Source organism: Dactylosporangium sucinum (genome assembly GCF_014647515.1).
Classification (GTDB): Bacteria; Actinomycetota; Actinomycetes; order Mycobacteriales; family Micromonosporaceae; genus Dactylosporangium; species Dactylosporangium sucinum.
Genome location: NZ_BMPI01000053.1, coordinates 1 through 21,550, shown reverse-complemented (window position 1 = coordinate 21,550; position 21,550 = coordinate 1). Strand labels below are relative to the sequence as shown.

Here is a 21,550-nt window from a genome sequence, read left to right as displayed (position 1 = left end):
CTCCCCGGGGAGATCGCGCGCGACGAGATCGTCCGGCTGCTGGAGCGGAACCTCGGTGAGGTCTGCGCGCTCGCGGTGGCGAGGCGTCCCAACGTGTACTGGCTGACGCCGAACGGTCCGCAGCCGCACGAACGACGGCTGACGGACCGGCAGCGGCGGCGCGTCAAGCGGGATTGAAGATGCGCTCGACGGCCTGGCGGGCGTGCCGGGCCACGCGCAGGTACTCGTCCAGGAACTCCTGGGGCTCGGCGCCCCTGCCCAGGACGCGGGCGGCCGCGGCCAGGTCCGGGCCCTGCCTCGGGAGCTGGTCGGAGGCGCGGCCACGGACCAGCGTCATCAGGTTGCGCACCAGTGACGCCTGGCGCCAGGCCGCCGCCAGGGCCGCGGCGTCGGGCTCCGCGATCAGGCCCGCGGCCGCGGCGGCCGACAGGGCCTCCAGGGTGCGGGTCGTGCGCAGGGCCGGGGCCGCCGCGCCGCTGCGGAGCTGGAGGAGCTGGACCGTCCACTCCACGTCCGTCAGGCCGCCGCGGCCGAGCTTCGTGTGGGTGGCCGGGTCGGCGCCGCGCGGGAGGCGCTCGCTGTCCACCCGGGCCTTCAGGCGGCGGATCTCGTGGATCTGCTCGCGGGCCAGGCCGCCGTCGGGGTAGCGCTTGGTGTCGGCGATCGCCAGGAAGCGCGCGGCCAGGTCCTCGTCGCCGGCCACGTAGCGGGCGCGGAGCAGGGCCTGCGCCTCCCAGACCGACGACCAGCGGGCGTAGTACTGGCGGTACGCCCCGAGGCTGCGCACCAGCGGGCCCTGGCGGCCCTCCGGGCGCAGGTCGGCGTCAACGCCCAGGGGCGGGTCGTGGGCCGGGCGGGCCAGCAGCCGGCGCAGTTCCTCCGCCACCGTCAGCGCGGCGCCGCTCGCGGCGTCGTCGGCCATCCCGGGGGGCGGCTCGTAGACGAACAGGACGTCGGCGTCGGACGGGTAGCTGGTCTCGTGGCCGCCCAGCCGGCCCATGCCGATGATGGCGAACGGGAGCGGCGGGGCGAGGGCGGCGGTCACGCCCAGGGTGGCGCGGAGCGTGGCGTCGATGACGGCGGACAGGGCCGTGCCGACCTCCGTGACGTCGAGCAGGCCCAGCAGGTCGGCGCAGGCGATCCGGAACAGCTCGCGGCGGCGCAGGGCGCGGACCGCGTTGATCGCCGTCTCCGGGTCGGGGTGGCGGGCGGCGGCGGCCGCGAAGCCCTCGGTGAGGATCTCGGCGGAGCGCGGGACGAGCTCGGTGTCGTCGGCGAGCAGCCGCAGCGCCTCGGGGTCGTGGACGAGCAGCTCGGTCACGTAGCGGGACAGCGCCAGCAGGCGGGCCAGGCGGAGCGCCACCGGGCCCTCGTCGCGCAGCAGCCGCAGGTACCACGGCGTATTGCCCACCTTCTCCGACACCTGCCGGTAGGCGAGCAGGCCGCGGTCGGGCTCCGGGGCGTCGGCGAACTCGCTGAGGAGCACGGGCAGCAGCTGCCGCTGGATGGCCGCCGTGCGCGAGACGCCGCCGGTCAGGGCCTGCAGGTGGCGCAGCGCGCCGGCCGGGTCGGCGAAGCCGAGCACCTCCAGGCGGGCGCGGGCGGCGTCGGGCGTGAGGCGCAGCTGCTCGCTGGGCACCCGGGCGACCGCCTCCAGCAGCGGCCGGTAGAACAGCTTGGCGTGCAGCCGGCGGACCTCGCCCGCGTGGCGCACCCACTCGGCGCGGAACGACTCGACCGCGTCGCGGGCGGCGCTCGGACGGTAGCCGAGGGCGTGCGCGAGCCAGCGCAGCGCGTCCGGGTCGTCGGGCACGGTGTGGGTGCGGCGCAGCCGCTGCAGCTGGAGGCGGTGCTCGACGACGCGCAGGAAGCGGTACGCGCGCAGCAGCGCCTCGCCGTCGGCCAGCCCGACGTAGCCGCCCTCGATCAGCGCCCGCAGCCCCGCGAGGGTCGTCGGGGTGCGCAGCGACTCGTCGGCCCGGCCGTGGACGAGCTGGAGCAGCTGGACGGCGAACTCGATGTCGCGCAGCCCGCCGGGGCCGCGCTTGATCTCGCGCTCGACCTCGGCCCGCGGGATGGCCTCGATGATCCGCCGGCGCATCGCCCGGACCTCGTCGACCGCCTCCGGCCGCTCGGCGGCGGCCCAGATGAGCGGCTGCAGCTCGGCCAGCCACCGCTCCCCCAGGGCCAGGTCGCCGGCGGCCGGCCGGGCCTTGAGCAGCGCCTGGAACTCCCAGGTCTTCGCCCACTTCTTGTAATACGCGAGGTGGGAGGCGATCGTGCGCACCAGCGCGCCGCGGCTGCCCTCGGGGCGCAGCGCCGCGTCGACCGGCCAGGCGACGAACCCGCAGATCTCCATCATCCGGGCGGCGAGCGCGCTGCCGGCCCGCATCGCCGCCTCGACCTCGACGTCCTCGGAGGACGGCTCGGCGACGAACACGACGTCGACGTCGCTGACGTAGTTGAGCTCCTGGCCGCCGCACTTGCCCATGGCGATCACCGCGAGCCGGCACGCGGCGGCGTGGTCGGGGGCCTCGGCGACCGCGATGCCGAGCGCGGCCACCAGGGTGGCGTCGGCGAGCTCGGAGAGCCGCCGCATCGTCACCTCGACGTCCGCGGCCGCCGTCAGGTCCGCCGCCACGATCCGCAGGAGTTCCCGGCGGTACCCCTGGCGCAGCATCGGGACGGAGGACACCTCCCGGGTCGCGTAGCCGGCCGCGCGGTGGTTCTGCTCGCCCTGGAGCTCCCGCCACTCGTCGGGGTTGGCGACGAGCAGGTCGCCGAGGGTGGCCGACACGCCGAGGACGCCGACGAGCCGGCGGCGCAGCGCCTTGTCGGCGACGAGCTCGGTGCGCAGCGGCTCGCCGGCCGCCTCGTAGAGCCGGTGCAGCTGGAACAGGGCGAGGTCGGGGTCGGCGGCGAAGTACAGGGTGTCGAGGACCGCCGCGGCGTCGTCGTCGACCGGCCGGCCGGCCGCCGGGTCCCACAGCCGCAGGCCGCCGGGCCCGGCCATCAGCTCGGCCCGCTCGCCGTCGGTGAAGCCGAACCGCGCGAGGTGGGTCGCCATCAGCGCGGCCCCAGCAGCGGCAGCGAGCGCAGGCCGCCCTCGCCGTGCGGCGTGCGGCCGAGCGCGACCGCGGCGAACCGCTCGGCGAACGGGCGCCAGACCTCGGCCACGTCGTCCTGCACGGCGTCGACGGACTCGAGCAGCTCGACCGCGTCGATACCGAGGTCGCCGAGCGTGCCGACGCCGTCCATCGCCCACGCCGCGAACATCTCGGTGTCGCACTCGATGTGGAACTGCAGGCCCCAGGCCGAGCCGCCGACCCGGAACGCCTGGACCGGGTAGTGCGTCGAGGCGGCGAGCAGGACGGCGTTGACGGGCAGCTCGACGATCTCGTCGCGGTGCCACTGCAGGACGTCGGGCGCGAACGGCACCGCGGCGAAGATGGGGTCGTTGTCGGCGACGTCGCGGCGGGCGACCAGCAGCGCGCCGATCTCCGGCCCGGCGGCGCTCCGCTCGACCGTGCCGCCGTGGGCCTGCGCGAGCAGCTGTGCCCCGAGACACACGGCCAGCGTCGGTACCTTGTGCCGGACCGCCTTGCGCAGCAGCCCTTCGAGCGCGTCGAACCAGGGGGACGCCCGCTCGCCGGCCGCGTCGGGGAAGGCGTCCTGCTCGCCGCCCAGCACCACGAGCGCCGCGTAGCCGTCCAGGTCGGCCGGGAGCGGCTCGCCGGCGTGCGGGCGGACCACGTCGAGCGTGAGGCCGCCGCCGGTCAGCCAGTCCCCGAGCCGGCGCGCGTCGTCGGTCGGGTCGTTCTCGACCACCAGCGCCACGTTGCCCCGCGGAGAACCTTCGATCGTCACGCACCGACAATAACGACCGTGCGACCGTTGGAGCCCGGAGACGTCGTCCGGCTGGTGTCCCCGTCCGGACCGACCCGGCCCGACCGGGTGGCCCGTGGCATCGAGCTGCTGGAGGGGTGGGGGCTGCGGGTCGAGCTCGGCAGGCACGTGTTCGCCGAGCACGGGTACCTGGCCGGGCGCGACGCCGACCGGCTCGACGACCTCAACGCCGCCCTCGCCGACCCGCGGGTCCGGGCGGTGATCTGCACCCGCGGCGGCTACGGCGCCCAGCGCATCGCCGACGCCGTGCGGTGGGGTCCGCCGAAACACCTGGTCGGCTTCTCTGACATCACGGCGCTGCAGCTGTCGTTGTGGCGGGTCGCGCGGCGGCCGGCGGTGCACGGGCCGGGGGCGGCGTGGTTCGACGATCGCTTGCCGGACATTTCGGAAATGTCGCTCAAATCCGCGCTCATGTCGACCGGTGAGCTGGTCGCGCCGCGGGTCGAGGACGGGCCGCTGGTGGAGGGCCCACCGGCGACCGGTCTCCTGCTCGGCGGCAACCTCACGATGCTCGCCACCACGCTTGGTACGTCCGACATGCCAGATTTATCCGGCGCGATTCTGCTGCTCGAGGACGTCGGCGAGGCACCGTACCGCCTCGACCGCATGCTCACCCAGCTCATCCGCGCGGGTGCGCTGGCCGGCGTCGCGGGCGTGGCGGTCGGCCAGTTCACCCAGTGCGCCGACCACCGACCGGTGACCGCGTTCGAGGTGTTGCAGGAGCGGCTGGGGACCCTGGGCTGCCCGGTCCTGGGCGGGCTGCCGATCGGCCACGGCTTCGGCCAGCTCACCGTCGTCGTCGGAGCGCCCGCGACGCTCGACACACAGAACGGCGTGCTCCTCAGTCGCCTGACGGATGGGTGCGGAACCGTCGCTGGGGCAGGATTGCGGCCATGAGTTTCGTGACACCGGGCTTCGGCGGCCTGCGCCGCAAACAGCAGCCGGACCTGCCGCCCGGCCAGTATCTCGCCCACGACTTCCCGGTCCTGTCGGCCGGGCCGACGCCGCGGGTGCGCACCGACCGCTGGGAGTTCGTGATCACCACCGAGAGCGGCGGCCAGCACAAGTGGACGTGGGACGAGTTCACCGCCCTGCCGTCCGAGGACGTGACCGTCGACATCCACTGCGTCACGAAGTGGTCGAAGCTGCAGACCGGCTGGCGGGGCGTGCCGATCGACACGTTGCTGGAGGACGTGGAGACCGCGGCCGACTTCGTCATGGCACACTCCTACGACGGCTACACCACCAACCTGCCGCTGGAGGACCTCCTCGACGGCAAGGCCTGGGTGGCGTACCGCTACGACGACGAGCCGCTGGAGCCCGAGCACGGCGGCCCGGCCCGGCTGCTGGTGCCCCACCTGTATTTCTGGAAGTCCGCGAAGTGGGTGCACGGGCTGCGGATGATGCTCGAGGACGAGCCGGGCTTCTGGGAAGAGGCCGGGTACCACAACTACGGAGACCCATGGCGCGAGCAGCGGTACCAGGGCGACTAACCTGGCGGAAGGCGGTCCTCAGGGAGGCGCGGCAGGAGACGCCGACGGCGCGCACGCTGGTGCTCGACGTGGAGGACTGGCCGGGCCACCTGCCCGGCCAGCACGTCGACCTGCGCCTGACCGCCGAGGACGGGTACACGGCCCAGCGCAGCTACTCGATCGCGTCCGCCACCGGCCTGGAGATCACCGTCCAGCGGCTCGACGACGGCGAGGTCTCGCCGTACCTCACCGACGTGTGGGAGGTCGGCCAGCCGATCGAGCTGCGCGGCCCGATCGGCGGCTGGTTCGTCTGGCGGCCCACCGACCCGGCCCCGGTGCAGCTCATGGCCGGCGGGTCGGGCGTGGTCCCGCTCATGGCGATGATCCGCTCGCGGGCCGAGCACGGCGTCAAGACCCCGTTCCGCCTGCTCTACTCGGTGCGCACGCCGCAGGACGTCATCTACGCCGACGAGCTGCGCCGCCGGGCCCGCGACGACCGCGGCCTCGACGTGCAGTTCGTCTACACGCGGGTGCGCGGCAGCCGGGTCGGCGTGGCCGACGTCAACACCCACGCGTGGCCGGCCGACTTCCAGCCGAACGTGTTCGTCTGCGGGCCGACCGGCTTCGTGGAGACTGTGGCGGACATCATGGTGGCGCTCGGCCACGACGCCCGCGGCGTCAAGACCGAGCGCTACGGCTGACGTTCGGAGGTTTACATGATCCCCAGGTAGCGCTCGCGCTCGAAGGGGGTCACGACCCGCCGGTACTCCTCCCACTCCGTGCGCTTGTTCTTCAGGAAGTAGTCGAAGACGTGCTCGCCGAGGGTCTCGGCGACCAGCTCGGAGCCGGCCATGACGTCGATCGCCTGGGACAGGTTCTCCGGCAGCGACTCGTAGCCGGCCGCGCGCCGCTCCCCGTCGGTGAGGGCCCACACGTCGTCCTCGGCGCCCGGGGGCAGCTCGTAGCCCTGCTCGATGCCGCGCAGGCCGGCCGCCAGCATCACCGCGTAGGCCAGGTAGGGGTTGCAGGCCGAGTCGAGCGAGCGGACCTCGACGCGGGCCGAGTTGGGCTTGCCGTAGGCCGGGACGCGGACCAGGGCCGAGCGGTTGGTGTGGCCCCAGCAGACGTACGCCGGGGACTCCGTGATCCGGTTCGGCACCGACTGCGGGAAGAGGCGCTTGTAGGAGTTGACCCACTGGTTGGTGATCGCCGTGTACTCCCGGGCGTGCACCAGCAGGCCGGCGATGAACGCCTGGCCGACCTTGGACAGCTTCATCGGGTCGCTGGCGTCGTGGAACGCGTTGCGCTCGCCCTCGAACAGCGACAGGTGCGTGTGCATGCCGCTGCCCGGCTGGTCGGTGAACGGCTTCGGCATGAAGGTGGCGTGCACCCCGTGGGAGAGCGCGACCTCCTTGATGACGTGCCGGAACGTCATAATGTTGTCGGCCGTGGTCAGGGCGTCGGCGTACCGCAGGTCGATCTCCTGCTGGCCCGGCGCGACCTCGTGGTGGCTGAACTCGACGGAGATGCCGATCCGCTCCAGGGCGAGCACCGCCTGGCGGCGGAAGTCGCGGGCGACGGCGTGGGTGGTGTGGTCGAAGTAGCCGCCGGTGTCGACCGGGACCGGCACCGAACCCTTCTCCCCCATCGACTCCAGCAGGAAGAACTCGATCTCGGGGTGGGTGTAGAAGGTGAAGCCCTTCTCGGCCGCCCGCGACAGGGCCCGGCGCAGCACGTGGCGCGGGTCGGCCCAGGACGGCGAGCCGTCGGGCAGCGTGATGTCGCAGAACATGCGGGCGCTCTCGCCCGACATGCCACCCTCGAACGGGAAGACCTGGAACGTCGTCGGGTCGGGCATGGCGACCATGTCCGACTCGTAGATGCGGGCGAAGCCCTCGATGGCCGAGCCGTCGAAGCCGATGCCCTCCTCGAACGCCGACTCCAGCTCGGCCGGCGCCACCGAGACGCTCTTCAGCGTGCCCAGCACGTCGGTGAACCACAGCCTGACGAACCGGATGTCCCGCTCCTCGAGGGTGCGGAGCACGAACTCCTGCTGACGGTCCACGGCGTTCCCCCACACGAGCTGTCGGTCTGCGGCCAATTCGGGCAAGTCTCACCCGGCGGTGTTACGCACAAGTTACCGGACCTGCCCATGTCGCCGGGCACTGGAGTGAACGTCACAGGCGCGGCGCCCGACGGGTTGGTCCACACTTGAAGCATGCCCCGGTTGCGACTCGCTCTCGCCCAGATCGACCCGACGGTCGGCGACCTGCCCGGTAACGCGGCCCTGGTCCACGGCTGGACCGCCAAGGCCGCCGGGGCCGGCGCGCACCTGGTCGCCTTCCCGGAGATGATGCTCACCGGTTACCCGGTCGAGGACCTGGTCTTCCGCGAGTCCTTCGTCGCGGCGTCCAAGCGGGCCGTCGACGACCTGGCGGCACGCCTCCAGGACGACGGCCTCGGCGAGACCGTCGTCATCGTCGGCTACCTCGACGCCGACACCGTCGGCCCGCGCAACGCGCTCGCGGTGCTGCACCGCGGCACGCAGATCGCCACGTACTTCAAGCACCACCTGCCCAACTACGGCGTCTTCGACGAGGACCGGTACTTCGAGCCCGGCGACACGCTGACCGTCCTGCGCGTGGGCGGGGTCGACATCGCGCTCACCATCTGCGAGGACCTGTGGCAGGAGGGCGGCCCGTTCGCGGTCGCCGCCGACGCCGGGGTCGGCCTGGTCGTCAACATCAACGGCTCGCCCTACGAGCTGAACAAGGACGACACCCGGCTCGCCCTGGTCGCCCGGCGGGCGGCCGAGGCGCACGCGACCACGGCCTACGTCAACATGGTCGGCGCCCAGGACGAGCTGGTCTTCGACGGCGACTCGATGGTCGTGCGCCCGGACGGCTCGCTCGTCGCCCGCGCGCCCCAGTTCGCCGAGCACCTCATGGTCCTCGACCTCGACCTGCCGGCCGCCGAGCCGGTCCCGCCGGTCGTCGACCACGCCGAGATGCGGGTCGTCAACGTCTTCGTCTCCGACTCGGTGCCGGCCAACGAGCAGCCCGCCCCGCCGCCGGAGATCGCCGCGCGGGTCACCGACGAGGCCGAGATCTGGCAGGCCCTGGTGCTCGGCCTGCGCGACTACGTGCGCAAGAACGGCTTCCGCAGCGTCACGCTCGGGCTGTCGGGCGGCATCGACTCGGCCGTCGTGGCGGCGATCGCCTGCGACGCGATCGGCCCGGCCGCCGTGGTCGGCGTCTCGATGCCCAGCGGCCACTCCTCGGACCACTCCCGCGACGACGCCGCCGACCTGGCCCGGCGCACCGGCCTCGACTACCGCACCGAGCCCATCCAGCCGATGGTCGACGGCTTCCTGGCCAACATGGCACTGTCGGGCATCGCGGTCGAGAACCTCCAGGCCCGCGTGCGCGGCGTGATCCTCATGGCGCTGTCCAACCAGGAGGGTCACCTGGTGCTCACCACGGGCAACAAGAGTGAGCTCGCGGTGGGGTACTCGACGCTCTACGGCGACTCGGTCGGCGGCTTCAACCCCATCAAGGACGTCCCGAAGACGCTGGTCTGGCGGCTGGCGAAGTGGCGCAACGAGGAGGCCCGGCGCCGCGGCGACACCCCGCCGATCCCGGAGAACTCCATCGCCAAGCCGCCGAGCGCCGAGCTGCGCCCGGGCCAGCTCGACACCGACTCGCTGCCCGACTACGAGGTGCTCGACCCGATCCTCGCCGGCTACGTGGACGGGGACCTGGGCCGCGACGACCTCGTCGCCGCCGGCTACGACGCCGCACTGGTCGACCGCACCCTGCGGATGGTCGACCTCGCGGAGTACAAGCGGCGCCAGAGCGCACCGGGCACCAAGATCTCCATCAAGGCGTTCGGCCGCGACCGGCGCCTGCCGATCACCAACCGCTTCCGGGAAGGCGGCATGTGAAAAATCGCATTGGTCCGGTCTGTGGCGGCCGGGCCGGTGCGACGATCGGAGGGACAGCCCGGGGACCCCGCTACGGGGCCTCGAGGAGTACATGAGGAGGACATCGATGTCCGAGATCCAGTCCCTCTACGGCGGTGCCGTCAACCGCCGGGTGCGCACCAGGGACCTGCTGGCCGCCAAGGAGCGCGGCGAGAAGTGGCCCATGCTCACCTCCTACGACCAGTACACGGCCGGCATCTTCGACGCCGCCGGCATCCCGGTCCTGCTGGTCGGCGACTCGGCCGCCAACAACGTCTACGGCTACGAGTCCACGGTGCAGGTGAGCGAGGCGGAGCTGCTGCCGCTGGTGCGGGCCGTGGTCCGCTCGACCCGGCGCTCGCTCATCGTGGGTGACCTGCCGTTCGGCTCCTACGAGGAGGGCCCGGCGCAGGCGCTGCGCACCGCCGTGCGGTTCATGAAGGAGGGCGGCTGCCACGCGGTGAAGCTCGAGGGCGGCGCCCGGATGGCGCCCCAGGTCGAGGCCATCACCGGCGCCGGCATCCCGGTCATGGCCCACGTCGGCTTCACCCCGCAGCGGGAGCACGCGATCGGCGGCTACCGGGTGCAGGGCCGCGGCGACACCGCCGAGGCGGTCGTCGAGGACGCCCGCGCGGTCGCCGACGCCGGCGCCTTCGCGGTGGTCCTGGAGATGGTGCCCGGCGAGGTGGCCAAGCGGATCACGCACGAGCTGACGATCCCGACCATCGGCATCGGCGGCGGCCCGGACACCGACGCCCAGGTGCTGGTCTGGCAGGACATGGCCGGCCTGCGGACGGGGAAGACGCCGCGGTTCGTCAAGCGGTACGCGGAGCTGGCCGCGGCCCTGACCGAGGCGACGCAGGCGTTTTCCGACGAGGTCCGCTCCGGCGCCTTCCCGGCCCAGGAGCACACCTTCTAGCCCTTCCGCCGGCCCCACCCGCCGTCGCGCCACGGCGGGTGGGCTACCCCGCACCCTTCCGCACCCCTCCCCACCCCCGCCGCGTCGATCTTGCAGTTGTGGTGCCGCGACACTCCCACAATGTCCAGGTTTGTCAGGCACCACAACTGCAAGATCGACGCGGTTTGAGGTTGGGAGGGGCGCGGAAGGGGAGACCAGCTGGGACATCTGTGCCAGCTCGGCCGCCGGGCCCTGCGCCCGCGACACGCCCTGCGTCGTGGTCGTCTGGGCGTCGGCGACGCCCTGGATGTTCCCGGCGATCCGCTCCGCACCCTCGGCGGCCTCGGCCACCGACCGGCTCATCTCGGCCGTCGTCGCGGACTGTTCCTCGACGGCGGAGGCGATCGTCGCCTGGTACTGGTTGATCTCCTCCACGACCTCCCCCATCCGCCGGATCGCCTCGGCCGCCGCATCTCCTCGGCACCGGCCGCGATCATGGTGACGTGCCGGGACACCTCGCTGGAGGCCGACGAGGCGTCGGTCATCTGCCGGCTCGTGGTGGCCGCCGCGCCGGAGATGCCGTCGTTGACGTCCGACAGCTGCCGGGAGGCGTCGGCGAGCGCGTCGGAGCTGCGGCCGACCGCCGCGAGCGACGAACGGATGCTCTCCATGGCGTGGTCGAGGCTGGCCGCCATCTGACCGATCTCGTCACGGCCGCGCTCGGCCTTCTGGGTGAGGTCGCCGTTCGCGAGCGCCTCCGGCACGTTGCGGACGCGCCGGACCGGGCCGCTGATCGCCCGGATGACCGGGATCGACAGCAGCAGGAGGAACACGATGCCGACGACGATGACGCCGACGGTGGCCCACCGCGCGGTGTTCCGGGTGGTCGCCATGTTGGCCCGCTCGGCGGTGACCCGGGCGTCGATGAGGTCCTGCAGGTTCCCGAGCTTGTCGTCGACCGCGTGGTTGCGCTCGGCGATCTCCGCCTCCCGCGCCAGCACCGACGCCTGGTCGCGCTGGGCGTCGCGCACGAACGTGTCGACGAAGTCGTTGAACGCCAGCGCGTCGGCCTTGATGTCGTCGACGCCGGCGCGGACGTCGACCGGCAGGGTCAGCGCGTCGAGCTCGGACAGCGTGTCGGTGACCGAGGCGAGGTCGCCGGGCAGGTCGTCGACGATGGGCTGGACGTCCCGCTCGGCGAGCGCCCGGTAGGCGTCCACCTTCAGCTCGGCCTCGCGGGTGTCCAGGTGGTGCATCAGGCCGCTCGCCGCCGACAGGTTGCGGACCACCTCGGCCTGGTCGCTGAGCTTGAGCTGGTTGTAGACGCCGGTCGCGCCCGTCGCGACCGACACCACGACCCCGGCCCCGCACAGCAGACCGATCTTCTGGACGATGCCGAGTTGGCGAACACGGCCACGAAGACCCCAATCACACGGTTTGTACGGTCCACCCGTGATATCGGCCACTCCGGCGCCGCCTTGCACCAAATACCCCTAAGGCCCGTTTCATAGCTGGGGCCGGGCTGCGGCGGGCCCAGTGATGAAACAGGCCTTAGACGGACACCTCCAGCGCTTCCAGGCCGCGGATGACGTAACCGGGCTTCCACCGCGGCTCGCGCTCCAGGCGCAGGCCAGGGGCCTTGGCGAGCAGCGCGCCGAACGACGACGCGAGCTCGATGCGGGCCAGCGGGGCGCCCAGGCAGTAGTGGATGCCGGCGCCGAAGGAGATGTGCGGGTTGTCCCGGCGGCGCAGGTCGAGCCGCTCGGGGTCGGCGAACACGGCCGGGTCGTGGTTGGCCGAGCCGAACAGCAGGGCCACCTCGCTGCCGCGCGGGATCGGCACCCCGCGGACCTCGATGTCCTCCAGCACCCAGCGCTCGAACATCTGCAGCGGCGTGTCGAAGCGCATCAGCTCCTCGATCGCACCGGGCAGCAGCTCCGGCTCGGCCCGCAGCTGGGCCAGGGCCGCCGGGTCGCGCAGCAGGGCCCACCAGCCGTTGCCGGTGACGTTGACGGTCGCCTCGTGCCCGGCGTTGAGCAGCAGCACGCAGGTGCCGATGAGCTCGTCCTCGCTGAGCCCCTCGACCGCGGCGAGGGCGGAGACGAGGTCGTCCTCCGGCTCGGCCGCGCGCCGGCGGGCGAGACCCCGCAGGTAGTCGGAGAACTCCTCGGAGGCCCGCACGGCCGCCTCCGCGCTCTCGCGGGAGGGGTTCAGCTCATACATCCCGCAGATCGCCGCCGACCACGGCCGCAGCCAATGCCGGTCGGCCTCGGGGATGCCGAGCAGCTCGGCGATGACGGTCACCGGCAGCGGCTCGGCGACGGCCGCGATGAGGTCGCCGCCGCCCTGCGCCACGAACGCGTCGACGAGCTCGTCGGCGAGCCGCTGCACGACGGGCCGCAGCGCCTCCACCCGCCGCGGGGTGAAGGCTTGCGAGACGAGCCGGCGCAGCCGGGTGTGGTCGGGCGGCTCCCGGTCGAGCATGCCGTTGTTGTTGAGCGTCCAGAACGGCTCCTGGTAGGCCGGGGGCGCCGACCGGCCCATCTCCTCGTGGGAGGCCACGTGCAGGTAGCTGCGGCCGAGCCGGCGGTCCCGCAGCAGCGCGTTCACGTCCTCGTGACGGGAGACGAGATACTGCCGGGAGGGCTCGAACCAGTGCACCGGCGCGTGCTCGCGCAGCCACGCATACGCCGGGTAGGGCCGGGCGACGAACTCGGCGGACCAGGGGTCGAAGAGCTCGGCCGTCACAGGTCGGTCACCCGGATGCCGGCGTGTGCCTTGTACCGCCGGTTGATGGCGATGAGGTTCGCGGTCAGCGCCTCGACCTGGCCCGCGTTGCGCAGGCGGCCCGCATACACCCCGCGCATGCCCTCGATGCGGGCGGCCAGCGCCTGCACCTGCTCGGCCGCCGCGCGGTCGTCGCCGAGGACCAGCACGTCGAGGTCGACGGCGGCCACCTCGGGATCGGCCAGCAGCACCGCGCTGACGTGGTGGAACGCCGCGCACACCCGCGCCTCGGGCAGCAGCGTCGCGGCCTGCTCGGCGGCGCTGCCCTCCTCCACCTGCAGCGGGAACGCGCCCTGCTTGTCGAAGCCGAGCGGGTTGACGCAGTCGACCACGATCTTGCCGCTGAGCAGCGGCGCGAGCTCGGCGACGGTCGCGGCGTGGCCCTCCCACGGCACCGCCACGATCACCACGTCGGCGCCGCACGCGAACGCGTTGTCGCCGCCGCTGACGACGCCGGCCGCCACGCCGGGCATCGCGGCGAGCTCCTCGGCCGCATGGGCGCCGCGCTCGGTCGAGCGGGAGCCCACCAGCACCCGCTGGCCCGCGCGGGCGAACCGATAGGCGAGGCCGCGGCCCTGCGGGCCGGTGCCGCCGAGGATGCCGACGGACAGCTCCGTCACGTCGGGCAGTGCGCTCTGGTCGTAGGTCATGACTCTCTTTCTACCTTCTCGCCCTCGACCGCCTCGAAGAGCACCTTCCGGTGGGTGGGGTCGGCCTCAGTCAGCCGGACCCGGATCCGCGCCCCCAGCGGGAGCCCGCCCGGCACCGAGGTCGCGCAGCGCGCCCGCACCGGCGGGTCGTCGAGCGCGATCGCGCCGCGCTTGCCCTTGGGGTCAACGTCGAGCACGGCCGCGTCGAACTCCTCGCCCACCCGGCCCTGCAGCAGGACCGCCTCGGTGAGGTCGACCGCGCCCCGGTCGGCCGCCCCGGCGGCCCGGTCGGTGCGGCTCATCACCTCCGGCAGCTTCGGCAGGGCCTCCCGGGCCCACGAGGGCACCGCTGCGCCCGCGAAGAGGGCCAGGCACACCTCGGTGACGTAGCGGTCGGCCAGACGGCGCAGCGGGGCCGTCACGTGCGCGTACGACGCGGCGACGGCCGCGTGCCGGGGCTGCTCCGGCACCGCGCCGTCGAAGGCCGTGTAGCCGGCGCCGCGCAGCATCTCGGCCGCCTGGTCGAGGAACGCGGCGGCCCGGGGCTGGGCCGGGTCGAGGGCGGCGATCACCCGCCCGGGCGAGGCGCCGTCGGGCCACGGGACCTCCAGGGCCTTGGCCGCCACCCGCAGCATGTCGACCACCTCGAGCGGCGGCTCCGGCATCGTCCGCAGCAGCCCGACCTTGCCGTCGAGCATGATGCGCGCCGCGGCCATGCCGGTCAGCAGCGAGATCTGGGCGTTGAACTCCTCGACGGGCACCGGCGCGCGCAGGGTGAGCCGCCAGCCGTCGCCGTCGGGCTCGACCTCCTGCTCGGGCAGCGGCAGGTTGACCGCGCCGCGCTCCAGGCTCCGCTCGACGAGCAGCTTGCCCACCTCGGGCAGCAGCGCGATCGACGGGTGCGGCGTGCCGGCGTCGACGTCGTGCTGGACCTGCTCGTAGTTGAGCTTCGCCCGGCTGCGCACCAGCGCCCGCTCGACGTGCGCCGCGGTCGTGCGCCCCTCGGCGTCGAGGTCGATCGTCCACAGCACGGCCGGGCGGTCCTGGTCGGGCAGGAGGCTGGCGGCGCCCTCGCTGAGCACCGGCGGGTGCAGCGGGACCTTGCCGTCGGGCAGGTAGACGGTCTGGCCGCGCTCCCAGGTCTCCCGCTCCAGCGGCCCGCCGGGCACGACGAACGCGGCGACGTCGGCGATGGCGTAATGCACCCGATAGCCACCGCCGTCGCCGCGGCGCAGCAGCAGGGCCTGGTCGAGGTCGCGTGACGTGGGCGGGTCGATCGTCACGAACTCCAGCTCGGTCCGGTCGGGCCGGTCACCGAACGTCTTGCCGGCAGCTTCGGCGGCCTCGCGCTCGGCCTCGGCGGAGAACCCGGCCGGCAGGCCGAGCTCCGTCCGGAGCGCGGCGAAGTCGATGCGCGGGGCGTACACACGGCGGGTGGTCACGGGTCAGTCTTACCAGTCCGGTACGACAACCCCGGACGACAACCCCGGACGCGCCGGAGGCGCGGCCCGAAACGTCGGGCCGCGCCTCCGGTCTCGTGCTGGGTCAGGGACGGGCCAGGCTGGCCCAGTCCTCGGGCGTCATGTTCGCCGCCTCTTCGGGGTTGTTGCCGTTCTCGCGGCCGGGGATGGCCTCGGTCTCGGCACCCGACGTCGCTGCGGACGGGGCCGCCTCGACCGAAGACGTTCCGCCCGCGTCGAGGCCGCCTTCGGCGACGACCGCCGGACTGGCGGGCTCGGCCGGGGCGACCGACTCGACGGGGGCGGTGACGACGAGCGGCGCCTCGGTGGCCGGAGCCGCCTTGGCCGCGCTCTTGCGCGCCGTGGTGGACCGGGCCGCCGACTTGGTGGCCGTGGTCTTGGCCGCCTTGGCCGGCACCGCCTTGGCGGTCGTGGCCTTCGCGGTGGTGGCCTTCGCGGTCTTCGCCGGGGTCGCCTTCGCGGTGGTGGCCTTGGCCGTCGTGGCCTTCGCCGTGGTCGCCTTCGCCGTCTTGGCGGGGGCGGCCTTGGCCGTCGACTTGGCCGCGGTGCTCTTCGCCGCGGTCTTCGCCGGGGCGGCCTTCGCCGTCGTGGTCTTGGCGGCCGTCTTCGTGGCAGCCCTGGTGGCGGCCTTCGCCGCCGCCTTGGTGGCCGTCTTCGCCGGCGCCGCCTTCGTCGCGGCCTTCGTCGCGGCCTTCTTCGCCGGGGCCGTCTTGGTGGCGGCCGCCGTCTTCTTCGCCGCCGCGGTCTTGGCCGGCGCCGCCTTGGCGGTGGCGGTCTTCGCCGCGGCCTTGGTGGCCGTCGACTTGGTGGCCGCCTTCGCGGGGGCCGCCTTCGCCGTCGACTTCGCCGCCGTCTTCGCCGGCGCCGCCTTCTTCGTGGCGGCCTTGGTGGCGGTCTTCGCCGCCGCCTTGGTGGCCGTCTTCGCCGGCGCCGCCTTCGTCGCGGCCTTCTTCGCCGGGGCGGCCTTGGTGGCGGCCGTCTTGGTGGCCGCCGCCTTCTTGGCCGGGGCCGCCTTGGTGGCCGCGGCCGTCTTCTTCGCCGCCGCGGTCTTCGCCGGCGCCGCCTTGGCGGTGGTGGTCTTCGCCGCCGTCTTCGCCGGCGCCGCCTTCTTCGTGGCCGCCGTCGACTTCGCCGCCGTCGACTTGGTGGCCGCCTTCGCGGGGGCCGCCTTCGCCGTCGCCTTCGCCGCCGTCTTCGCCGGCGCCGCCTTCGCGGTGCTCTTCGCCGCCGCCTTGGTGGCGGTCTTGGTGGCAGCCGCGGTGGTCTTCTTCGCCGCCGCGGTCTTCGCCGGCGCCGCCTTGGCGGTCACCTTCTTGGCCGGCGCCGCCTTGGCCGCCGCCGCCGTCGACTTCGCAGCCGACTTCGCCGCCGTGGCCTTCGCCGCGGTGGACTTGGCAGCGGTGGACTTGGCAGCGGTCGACTTGGCAGCGGTGGACTTCGCCGCCGTGGCCTTCGAGGCGGTCGACTTCGCGGCGGTGGCCTTCGCCGCCGGGGTCGCCGTCTTCGCCGCCGCGGCCGACTTCGCCGCCGGACGCGCCGTCGTCTTGGCCGTGGTGGCCTTCGCCGCCGGCGTCGCCGACTTGGCAGCCGCCGACTTCGCCGCCGGACGCGCCGCCGCCGACTTCGCCGCGGTGGCCTTCGCCGCCGGGGTCGCCGTCTTCGCCGCCGCGGCCGAGCGCGCCGCGGGCTTCGCGGCGGTCGACTTCGTGGCCGACTTCGAGGCGGACGCCGCCTTCGCGGCGGCCGGAGCGGCAGTCGCCTTGGCCGCCGTGGCGGTCTTGCGGGCGGTGGTGCCCGACGACGGCGTCACCGTCGCCGTCGCCGTCCGGCGCGGAGCCGACGCGGCGACCGTCTTCGCGGCCCTGGCGGGGGTCGCCTTGTCAGCGGCCGCACGCGTTGCGGCCGATCTCGTGGTGGCCTTCTTAGCTGCGGCCATCGTGGTCCTCCTGGAGGAGTTTCTCTCCCGCTTCCTGCGGGATGTTCGCGGTTGGGTCGTGCGGGTGGAACGGGTCGTTGCCTGCCGGTGCTGCCCGGGCGGTTCGCGGTCGCCCCGGCGCCGGCGTCTTGCTCAGCGCTTGCCTTCCCACCGTTCGTCTTCGGCTTCCCACGCCTCGTTGCGTTCCCGAACTTTGGCGAGTGCCTGTTCGGCATCTGACGCCGAATCATAGGGGCCGAGTCGATCCCGTCCGGCGCACATCTCCGCCTCGGTCTCGACCCGTTGGTGAGAAAGGCACCAGTAGTACCGCTCAGCACCGCTGCTGCTCATGACATCACTGTGCACCGCAAATGAAACATGCGCCACCGAAACCGGCAAATAGCTGGTTGGGATTCCACAGTAGACGCAACCACCCGGCGGCCGCCGAAGACACGCACGAGCCGGTCGGAAGTGCTCGGCGGCGGTATCGGCATTGACGGGAATCCGTTGCGGCACAACGCTTCCACGATCATGGGTGACCGCCGAAATCCCACCATCGGCCGGGATTTCCCGCCCTCGGCCTGTGGCCGGAGTCACCCGCGGGTGAGCCGAACGGTGGAACCACATTCGAGTCGTCCGGTCGACCCACCGCGCCCTCATTCGGAGACGAACGAGGAGACGAACGAGGAGACGAACGAGGAGGCGCACGGGAGCCGGGCGAGGCGCCGGACCCGGCGGCGGACCCCGGCGCCGGAGCCGGCGAGGCACCAGGAGCGTCCACCGTGGACGACCGCGCCACTACGATGCCGGGCATGACGCAGGAGTCCCCGGTAACCCTGGCGATCGGCGGCTCGGCCGCCGCCGGCGACGTCGCCCGGCACCTCACGGGCGGCCGGGCGGTCCGGGCCGTGGACGGGCGCACCGTGCTCGTGTACGCCGGTGCCGCGGCGGCCGTCCGGGACGTGACCGCGTACCTGCGGCCGCGGGCCATGTCGTTCGTGCGGTTCGGCCTGGAGGCCGGCGAGCCGCAGCCCAACCGCGACCGCTTCGGCGGGCCCGCCGTCACGGGCGCCCAGGCCCTCGCCGACCGGGCCGGCCCCCGCGAACTGTTGCTGTCCGAGACGGTCCGGGAGAGCCTCACCGGTACCGCGGTGGAGCCCGCCGGCGACGGCACGTACCGGCTGTCGGGAACCGGGTAAGGCCGGACCGCCGCCCCGGATCCGGCTGCGGGACAATCGGGTCGTGAGCCTGCATGCCGACGATCTGCCCGCCGCCCTGACCGTCACGCCGCTGACGGCGCCGCCCGACGTGTCGCTGCGCCCGCCGGGCTCGAAGAGCATCACCAACCGCGCGCTCATCTGCGCGGCGCTCGCCCCCGGCCGCAGCACGCTGACCGGGGTGCTGTTCGCCGACGACACCCACGCGATGCTCGGCGCGGTGCGCGCCCTCGGCGCCGGGCTGACCGTCGACGAGGCCGCGCACACCGTGGTCGTCGACGGCGCCGACCCGCGCACGGCGACCGGCGAGGTGTCGGTCGACGCGCGACAGTCGGGCACCACGTCACGGTTCATCCTGCCGGCGGTCGCCCTGCGCCCGGCGCGCGGCGTGGTGGACGGTTCGCCGCAGCTGCGGGCCCGGCCGTTCGCCCCGCTGGTCGACGCGCTGCGCGAGCTCGGGGCCACCGTCGAGGACCTCGGCGCCCCCGGGTTCCTGCCGGTCGCGGTGACCGGCCCGGTGGCCGGCGGGAAGGTGGCGCTGCCCGGGCACATCTCCAGCCAGTACCTCTCGGGACTCCTCATGGCCGGTCCGCTCATGACCGACGGGCTCTCCGTCGAGCTGACCTCGCAGCTCGTCTCGGTCCCCTACGTCGAGGCCACCACGGCGGTCATGGCCGCGTTCGGGGTGAGCGTCGACGGCCTGCGGGTCGCCCCCGGGTCGTACCGGCCGGCGGAGTACGACATCGAGCCGGACGCGAGCGCCGCCTCCTACCTGCTGGCCGCCGCCGCGATCGGCGACGGGCGGGTCACCGTCGAGGGGCTCGGCGAGCGCAGCCTCCAGGGCGACGTGCGCTTCGCGGACCTGCTGGAGCAGATGGGCGCGCGGGTCGAGCGCACCGCCGCCGGCATCACCGTCACCGGCACGGGCACGCTGCACGGCATCGACGTCGACATGGCCGACATCTCCGACACGGCGCAGACGCTCGCCGCGGTCGCCGTGTTCGCCGACTCCCCCACCCGCGTGCGGGGCATCGGGTTCATCCGCGGCAAGGAGACCGACCGGATCGGCGCGGTCGTCACCGAGCTGCGCCGGGCCGGCATCGACGCGGTCGAGGACGCCGACGGGTTCACCGTCAACCCGGGCACCCCGGCGCCGACGGCGTTCGAGACGTACGAGGACCACCGCATGGCGATGAGCCTGGCGCTGCTCGGGCTGCGGGTCCCCGGCATCACCGTCAAGGACCCGAAGTGCGTGGCGAAGACCTACCCGGAGTTCTTCGTCGACCTGAGCCGGCTCTGACGCACACGAGGACGCACACGATCGAGGGGTCCCGTCGCCGGGACCCCTCGGTACACCCGGATCAAACGGCCTCGAAGCGGAGCGCTTCCCAGCTGCCGCCGCTGGCTCCGGAGCCCTTCATCATGTTGTAGGCGCTGCCGGTGTAGTCCCGCCGGCAGGTCCAGAACGTCCCCCGGGCCACGTTGCGCAGGAAGTACGACGTGCCGTCCTGCCAGACGTCGAACGTCTCCCAGGTTGCGATCGACTGCGAGCGGCCGCGCAGGGCGGCGAAGCTGGTGCCGGTGTAGCCGAACTCGGCGGCGACGACGGCGCCGGACGGTGCGATCACGTAGACCACCCCGCCGCCGTTCTGCGAGCAGATGTTGAAAATTTCCCAGCCGCCGACCGACTCGCCGGGCGTGCGGGCCCGCAGCACGTTGTGCAGCGAGCCGCCGTAGTTCTGCTCCTCCGCGATGTAGCGGTTGGCGCTGATGCTCAGGATGCGGTACTTCCGGCAGATGCTCAGGCCCGGCAGCGTGGTCGGCACCGCGGCGGCCCCGGCCCCGTCCGCCAGCTGCTGCTCCCCGCCGAGCGCCGGCGCGGGCGTCCCGCCGGTCAGGTCGATCTTTCCGGGCGTGAGGTTCCCCAGGTCGGCCGCGCCGGGCGGCGGCGTCTCGTGCTCCTCGGCCTGTGCCACGGCCAGCGGCGTGGCCACCGCGGCGACCGCGACGAGACTCAGGATGACGGCGAGACGGCCCTTGATCCGTGGCACTGCAATGCTCCCGTAGACATGGCGGACGATCGCGACTCCGGTCATGCTTCCGAGTTCCATTGATGCCGGTCAAGCGGGGAAAGCTGTTCTTAATGCCGATCTGCGGCATCCTTAGCCGATTTCCCAGCCACGGGTGTCAGGTACGCGACGGCGGCGAAAACCTCGCGGGGAACGGCAACGGTCGGTGGGGCGGGTGGCGTCTTGACAGGCATCATTGCGGGCTGCCGGCGCCCGATCCCTCCAGCCATGAAGGAGCACCGATGCCTCCCGACGCGCTCGTCGCACCGGGTACCGGCCTGTCCGTCCCCGTTATCCAGCGCCTATCGAAGCGAGCCACCGTGGATGAGTTCGACACGTTCGTGCGGGCGAGGTCGCATGCGCTGCTGCGCACGGCGTACCTGCTGACCGGTGACCAGCACCTCGCCGAGGACCTGGTGCAGTCCGCCCTGGCCCGGACCCACCTGGCCTGGCGGCGGCTGCACGACACCGGCAACGCCGAGGCCTACACCCGCAAGGCGATGTACCACATCCAGGTTTCCTGGTGGCGGCGCCGCCGGGTGGCCGAGGTGCTGCCCGGCGACCTGCCGGAGCGGCGCGGCGGGCACGCGAGCGACCACTCCGGGTCCACCGCGGTGCGGCTCAGCCTGCGCGCGGCCCTGCTGCGGCTGTCGGCCAAGCAGCGGGCCGTGCTCGTCCTGCGGTTCTTCGAGGACCGCACCGAGACGGAGACCGCCGAGCTGCTCGGCGTCGCGGTCGGCACCGTCAAGAGCCAGACCGCCAAGGCGCTCGCCCGCCTGCGCGACATCGCCCCCGAACTGGCCGACCTCGGCCCCGCGAACGGAGTCACCCGATGAGCCTCGACAACCTGCGCAACGAGCTGCACGGTCTGGCCGACGAGGTGCGGCCGGTCGACCTGCACGACCGCACGCTGCACACCTCCCGGCGGCTGCGGCTGCGCCGCACGGCGGTCACATCCGTCGCGGCCGTCGCCGCCCTGGTCGCGGCGTCCGGGCTGGCCCTGGCCGTCGTGCCCGACGAGCGGACGGTCGACCCACCCGCCGCGTCCAGCACGGCGCCGCCCTCCCCGGCGACGTCCTCGCCGGCGCCGCCGTCCTCCGCGCCGCCGCCGGCGGCTGTCGAGCTGCCCCGGCACCAGGGGACGGCACCGCCCCGGTTCGCCGCGGGCCCGCTCGCCAACGCCCGGGCCGACAT

The 21,550-nt window shown here is 73.5% G+C and carries 18 protein-coding genes and 1 pseudogene; 10 read left to right on the top strand and 9 right to left on the bottom strand.

What is annotated here, in order from left to right:
- Window positions 1–163: 163 nt before the first annotated feature.
- Together IEZ31_RS39520 and IEZ31_RS39515 are read right to left on the bottom strand one after the other, a co-directional pair.
- Window positions 164–3,067 carry a bifunctional [glutamine synthetase] adenylyltransferase/[glutamine synthetase]-adenylyl-L-tyrosine phosphorylase gene (locus IEZ31_RS39520; RefSeq protein ID WP_190255234.1) on the bottom strand — a complete coding sequence of 968 codons (2,904 nt, stop codon included), beginning with the start codon at window positions 3,065–3,067 and terminating at the stop codon, window positions 164–166.
- Window positions 3,067–3,867: a type 1 glutamine amidotransferase gene (locus IEZ31_RS39515; protein ID WP_373294755.1), complete on the bottom strand. Its 801-nt coding sequence runs from the start codon at window positions 3,865–3,867 to the stop codon at window positions 3,067–3,069. Before IEZ31_RS39515 ends, IEZ31_RS39520 begins: the two co-directional genes overlap by 1 nt.
- An 18-nt stretch (window positions 3,868–3,885) precedes the next feature.
- Between IEZ31_RS39515 and IEZ31_RS39510 the strand changes: the two genes are divergently transcribed.
- From IEZ31_RS39510 to IEZ31_RS39500, 3 genes are read left to right on the top strand one after another with little or no spacing between them, the layout of a single operon-like run.
- Window positions 3,886–4,803 carry a S66 peptidase family protein gene (locus IEZ31_RS39510; RefSeq protein WP_229836337.1) on the top strand — a complete coding sequence of 306 codons (918 nt, stop codon included), beginning with the start codon at window positions 3,886–3,888 and terminating at the stop codon, window positions 4,801–4,803.
- Window positions 4,800–5,399, top strand: coding sequence for a sulfite oxidase-like oxidoreductase (locus tag IEZ31_RS39505; protein ID WP_190255232.1), 600 nt, complete (start codon window positions 4,800–4,802; stop codon window positions 5,397–5,399). The genes IEZ31_RS39510 and IEZ31_RS39505 overlap by 4 nt, the downstream gene beginning before the upstream one ends.
- Window positions 5,369–6,079: a ferredoxin reductase gene (locus IEZ31_RS39500; protein WP_190255231.1), complete on the top strand. Its 711-nt coding sequence runs from the start codon at window positions 5,369–5,371 to the stop codon at window positions 6,077–6,079. Before IEZ31_RS39505 ends, IEZ31_RS39500 begins: the two co-directional genes overlap by 31 nt.
- Before the next feature lie 11 nt (window positions 6,080–6,090).
- Here IEZ31_RS39500 and glnA read toward each other — a convergent pair whose 3' ends face one another.
- Complete coding sequence (glnA, locus tag IEZ31_RS39495) at window positions 6,091–7,443, bottom strand: type I glutamate--ammonia ligase (RefSeq protein ID WP_190255230.1); 1,353 nt, start codon at window positions 7,441–7,443, stop codon at window positions 6,091–6,093.
- A 153-nt stretch (window positions 7,444–7,596) separates the two neighbouring features.
- On the opposite strand from glnA, the gene IEZ31_RS39490 reads away from it, so the two are divergent.
- The gene (locus IEZ31_RS39490; RefSeq protein WP_190255229.1) at window positions 7,597–9,321 is read left to right on the top strand and encodes an NAD+ synthase; all 1,725 of its coding nucleotides are present in this window, start codon (window positions 7,597–7,599) and stop codon (window positions 9,319–9,321) included.
- Window positions 9,322–9,427: 106 nt separating this feature from the next.
- The gene (panB, locus tag IEZ31_RS39485; protein WP_373294754.1) at window positions 9,428–10,258 is read left to right on the top strand and encodes a 3-methyl-2-oxobutanoate hydroxymethyltransferase; all 831 of its coding nucleotides are present in this window, start codon (window positions 9,428–9,430) and stop codon (window positions 10,256–10,258) included.
- Window positions 10,259–10,596: 338 nt separating this feature from the next.
- Here panB and IEZ31_RS39480 read toward each other — a convergent pair whose 3' ends face one another.
- The 5 genes from IEZ31_RS39480 to IEZ31_RS39460 all read right to left on the bottom strand — a co-directional run bounded on the left by IEZ31_RS39480 (window position 10,597) and on the right by IEZ31_RS39460 (window position 16,464).
- Window positions 10,597–11,589, bottom strand: a complete 993-nt coding sequence (locus tag IEZ31_RS39480) for a HAMP domain-containing protein (RefSeq protein ID WP_190255227.1) — start codon at window positions 11,587–11,589, stop codon at window positions 10,597–10,599.
- A gap of 199 nt (window positions 11,590–11,788) precedes the next feature.
- On the bottom strand, window positions 11,789–12,985 hold the full coding sequence (locus tag IEZ31_RS39475) for a cytochrome P450 (RefSeq protein WP_190255226.1): 1,197 nt from the start codon (window positions 12,983–12,985) through the stop codon (window positions 11,789–11,791).
- Window positions 12,982–13,674, bottom strand: coding sequence for an NADPH-dependent F420 reductase (npdG, locus tag IEZ31_RS39470; RefSeq protein ID WP_190255225.1), 693 nt, complete (start codon window positions 13,672–13,674; stop codon window positions 12,982–12,984). Before npdG ends, IEZ31_RS39475 begins: the two co-directional genes overlap by 4 nt.
- A complete protein-coding gene (locus IEZ31_RS39465; protein ID WP_190255224.1) occupies window positions 13,671–15,116 on the bottom strand; it encodes an RNB domain-containing ribonuclease in 1,446 nt (481 codons plus the stop codon). Before IEZ31_RS39465 ends, npdG begins: the two co-directional genes overlap by 4 nt.
- A 103-nt stretch (window positions 15,117–15,219) precedes the next feature.
- Window positions 15,220–16,464, bottom strand: a complete 1,245-nt coding sequence (locus IEZ31_RS39460; RefSeq protein ID WP_190255223.1) for a hypothetical protein — start codon at window positions 16,462–16,464, stop codon at window positions 15,220–15,222.
- 4 nt (window positions 16,465–16,468) lie between these two features.
- Here IEZ31_RS39460 and IEZ31_RS39455 point away from each other — a divergent pair, with 4 nt between their 5' ends.
- The 3 genes from IEZ31_RS39455 (at window position 16,469) to aroA (ending at window position 19,587) form a co-directional block, all read left to right on the top strand.
- Entirely contained in the window at window positions 16,469–17,323 is an 855-nt protein-coding gene (locus IEZ31_RS39455) for a hypothetical protein (RefSeq protein WP_190255222.1), read from the top strand.
- 559 nt (window positions 17,324–17,882) lie between these two features.
- On the top strand, window positions 17,883–18,269 hold the full coding sequence (locus IEZ31_RS39450) for a hypothetical protein (protein WP_190255221.1): 387 nt from the start codon (window positions 17,883–17,885) through the stop codon (window positions 18,267–18,269).
- A 43-nt stretch (window positions 18,270–18,312) separates the two neighbouring features.
- The gene (gene aroA / locus IEZ31_RS39445; protein WP_229836336.1) at window positions 18,313–19,587 is read left to right on the top strand and encodes a 3-phosphoshikimate 1-carboxyvinyltransferase; all 1,275 of its coding nucleotides are present in this window, start codon (window positions 18,313–18,315) and stop codon (window positions 19,585–19,587) included.
- A gap of 61 nt (window positions 19,588–19,648) precedes the next feature.
- On the opposite strand, the gene IEZ31_RS39440 is transcribed toward aroA, so the two are convergent.
- Complete coding sequence (locus tag IEZ31_RS39440) at window positions 19,649–20,383, bottom strand: fascin domain-containing protein (RefSeq protein WP_190255220.1); 735 nt, start codon at window positions 20,381–20,383, stop codon at window positions 19,649–19,651.
- Between the two features lie 293 nt (window positions 20,384–20,676).
- Here IEZ31_RS39440 and IEZ31_RS39435 point away from each other — a divergent pair, with 293 nt between their 5' ends.
- Together IEZ31_RS39435 and IEZ31_RS39430 are read left to right on the top strand one after the other, a co-directional pair.
- Window positions 20,677–21,192: a SigE family RNA polymerase sigma factor gene (locus IEZ31_RS39435; RefSeq protein ID WP_229836335.1), complete on the top strand. Its 516-nt coding sequence runs from the start codon at window positions 20,677–20,679 to the stop codon at window positions 21,190–21,192.
- Window positions 21,189–21,550, top strand: a pseudogene (locus IEZ31_RS39430) (hypothetical protein); the annotation flags it as partial. The gene IEZ31_RS39435 and the pseudogene IEZ31_RS39430, both read left to right, overlap by 4 nt.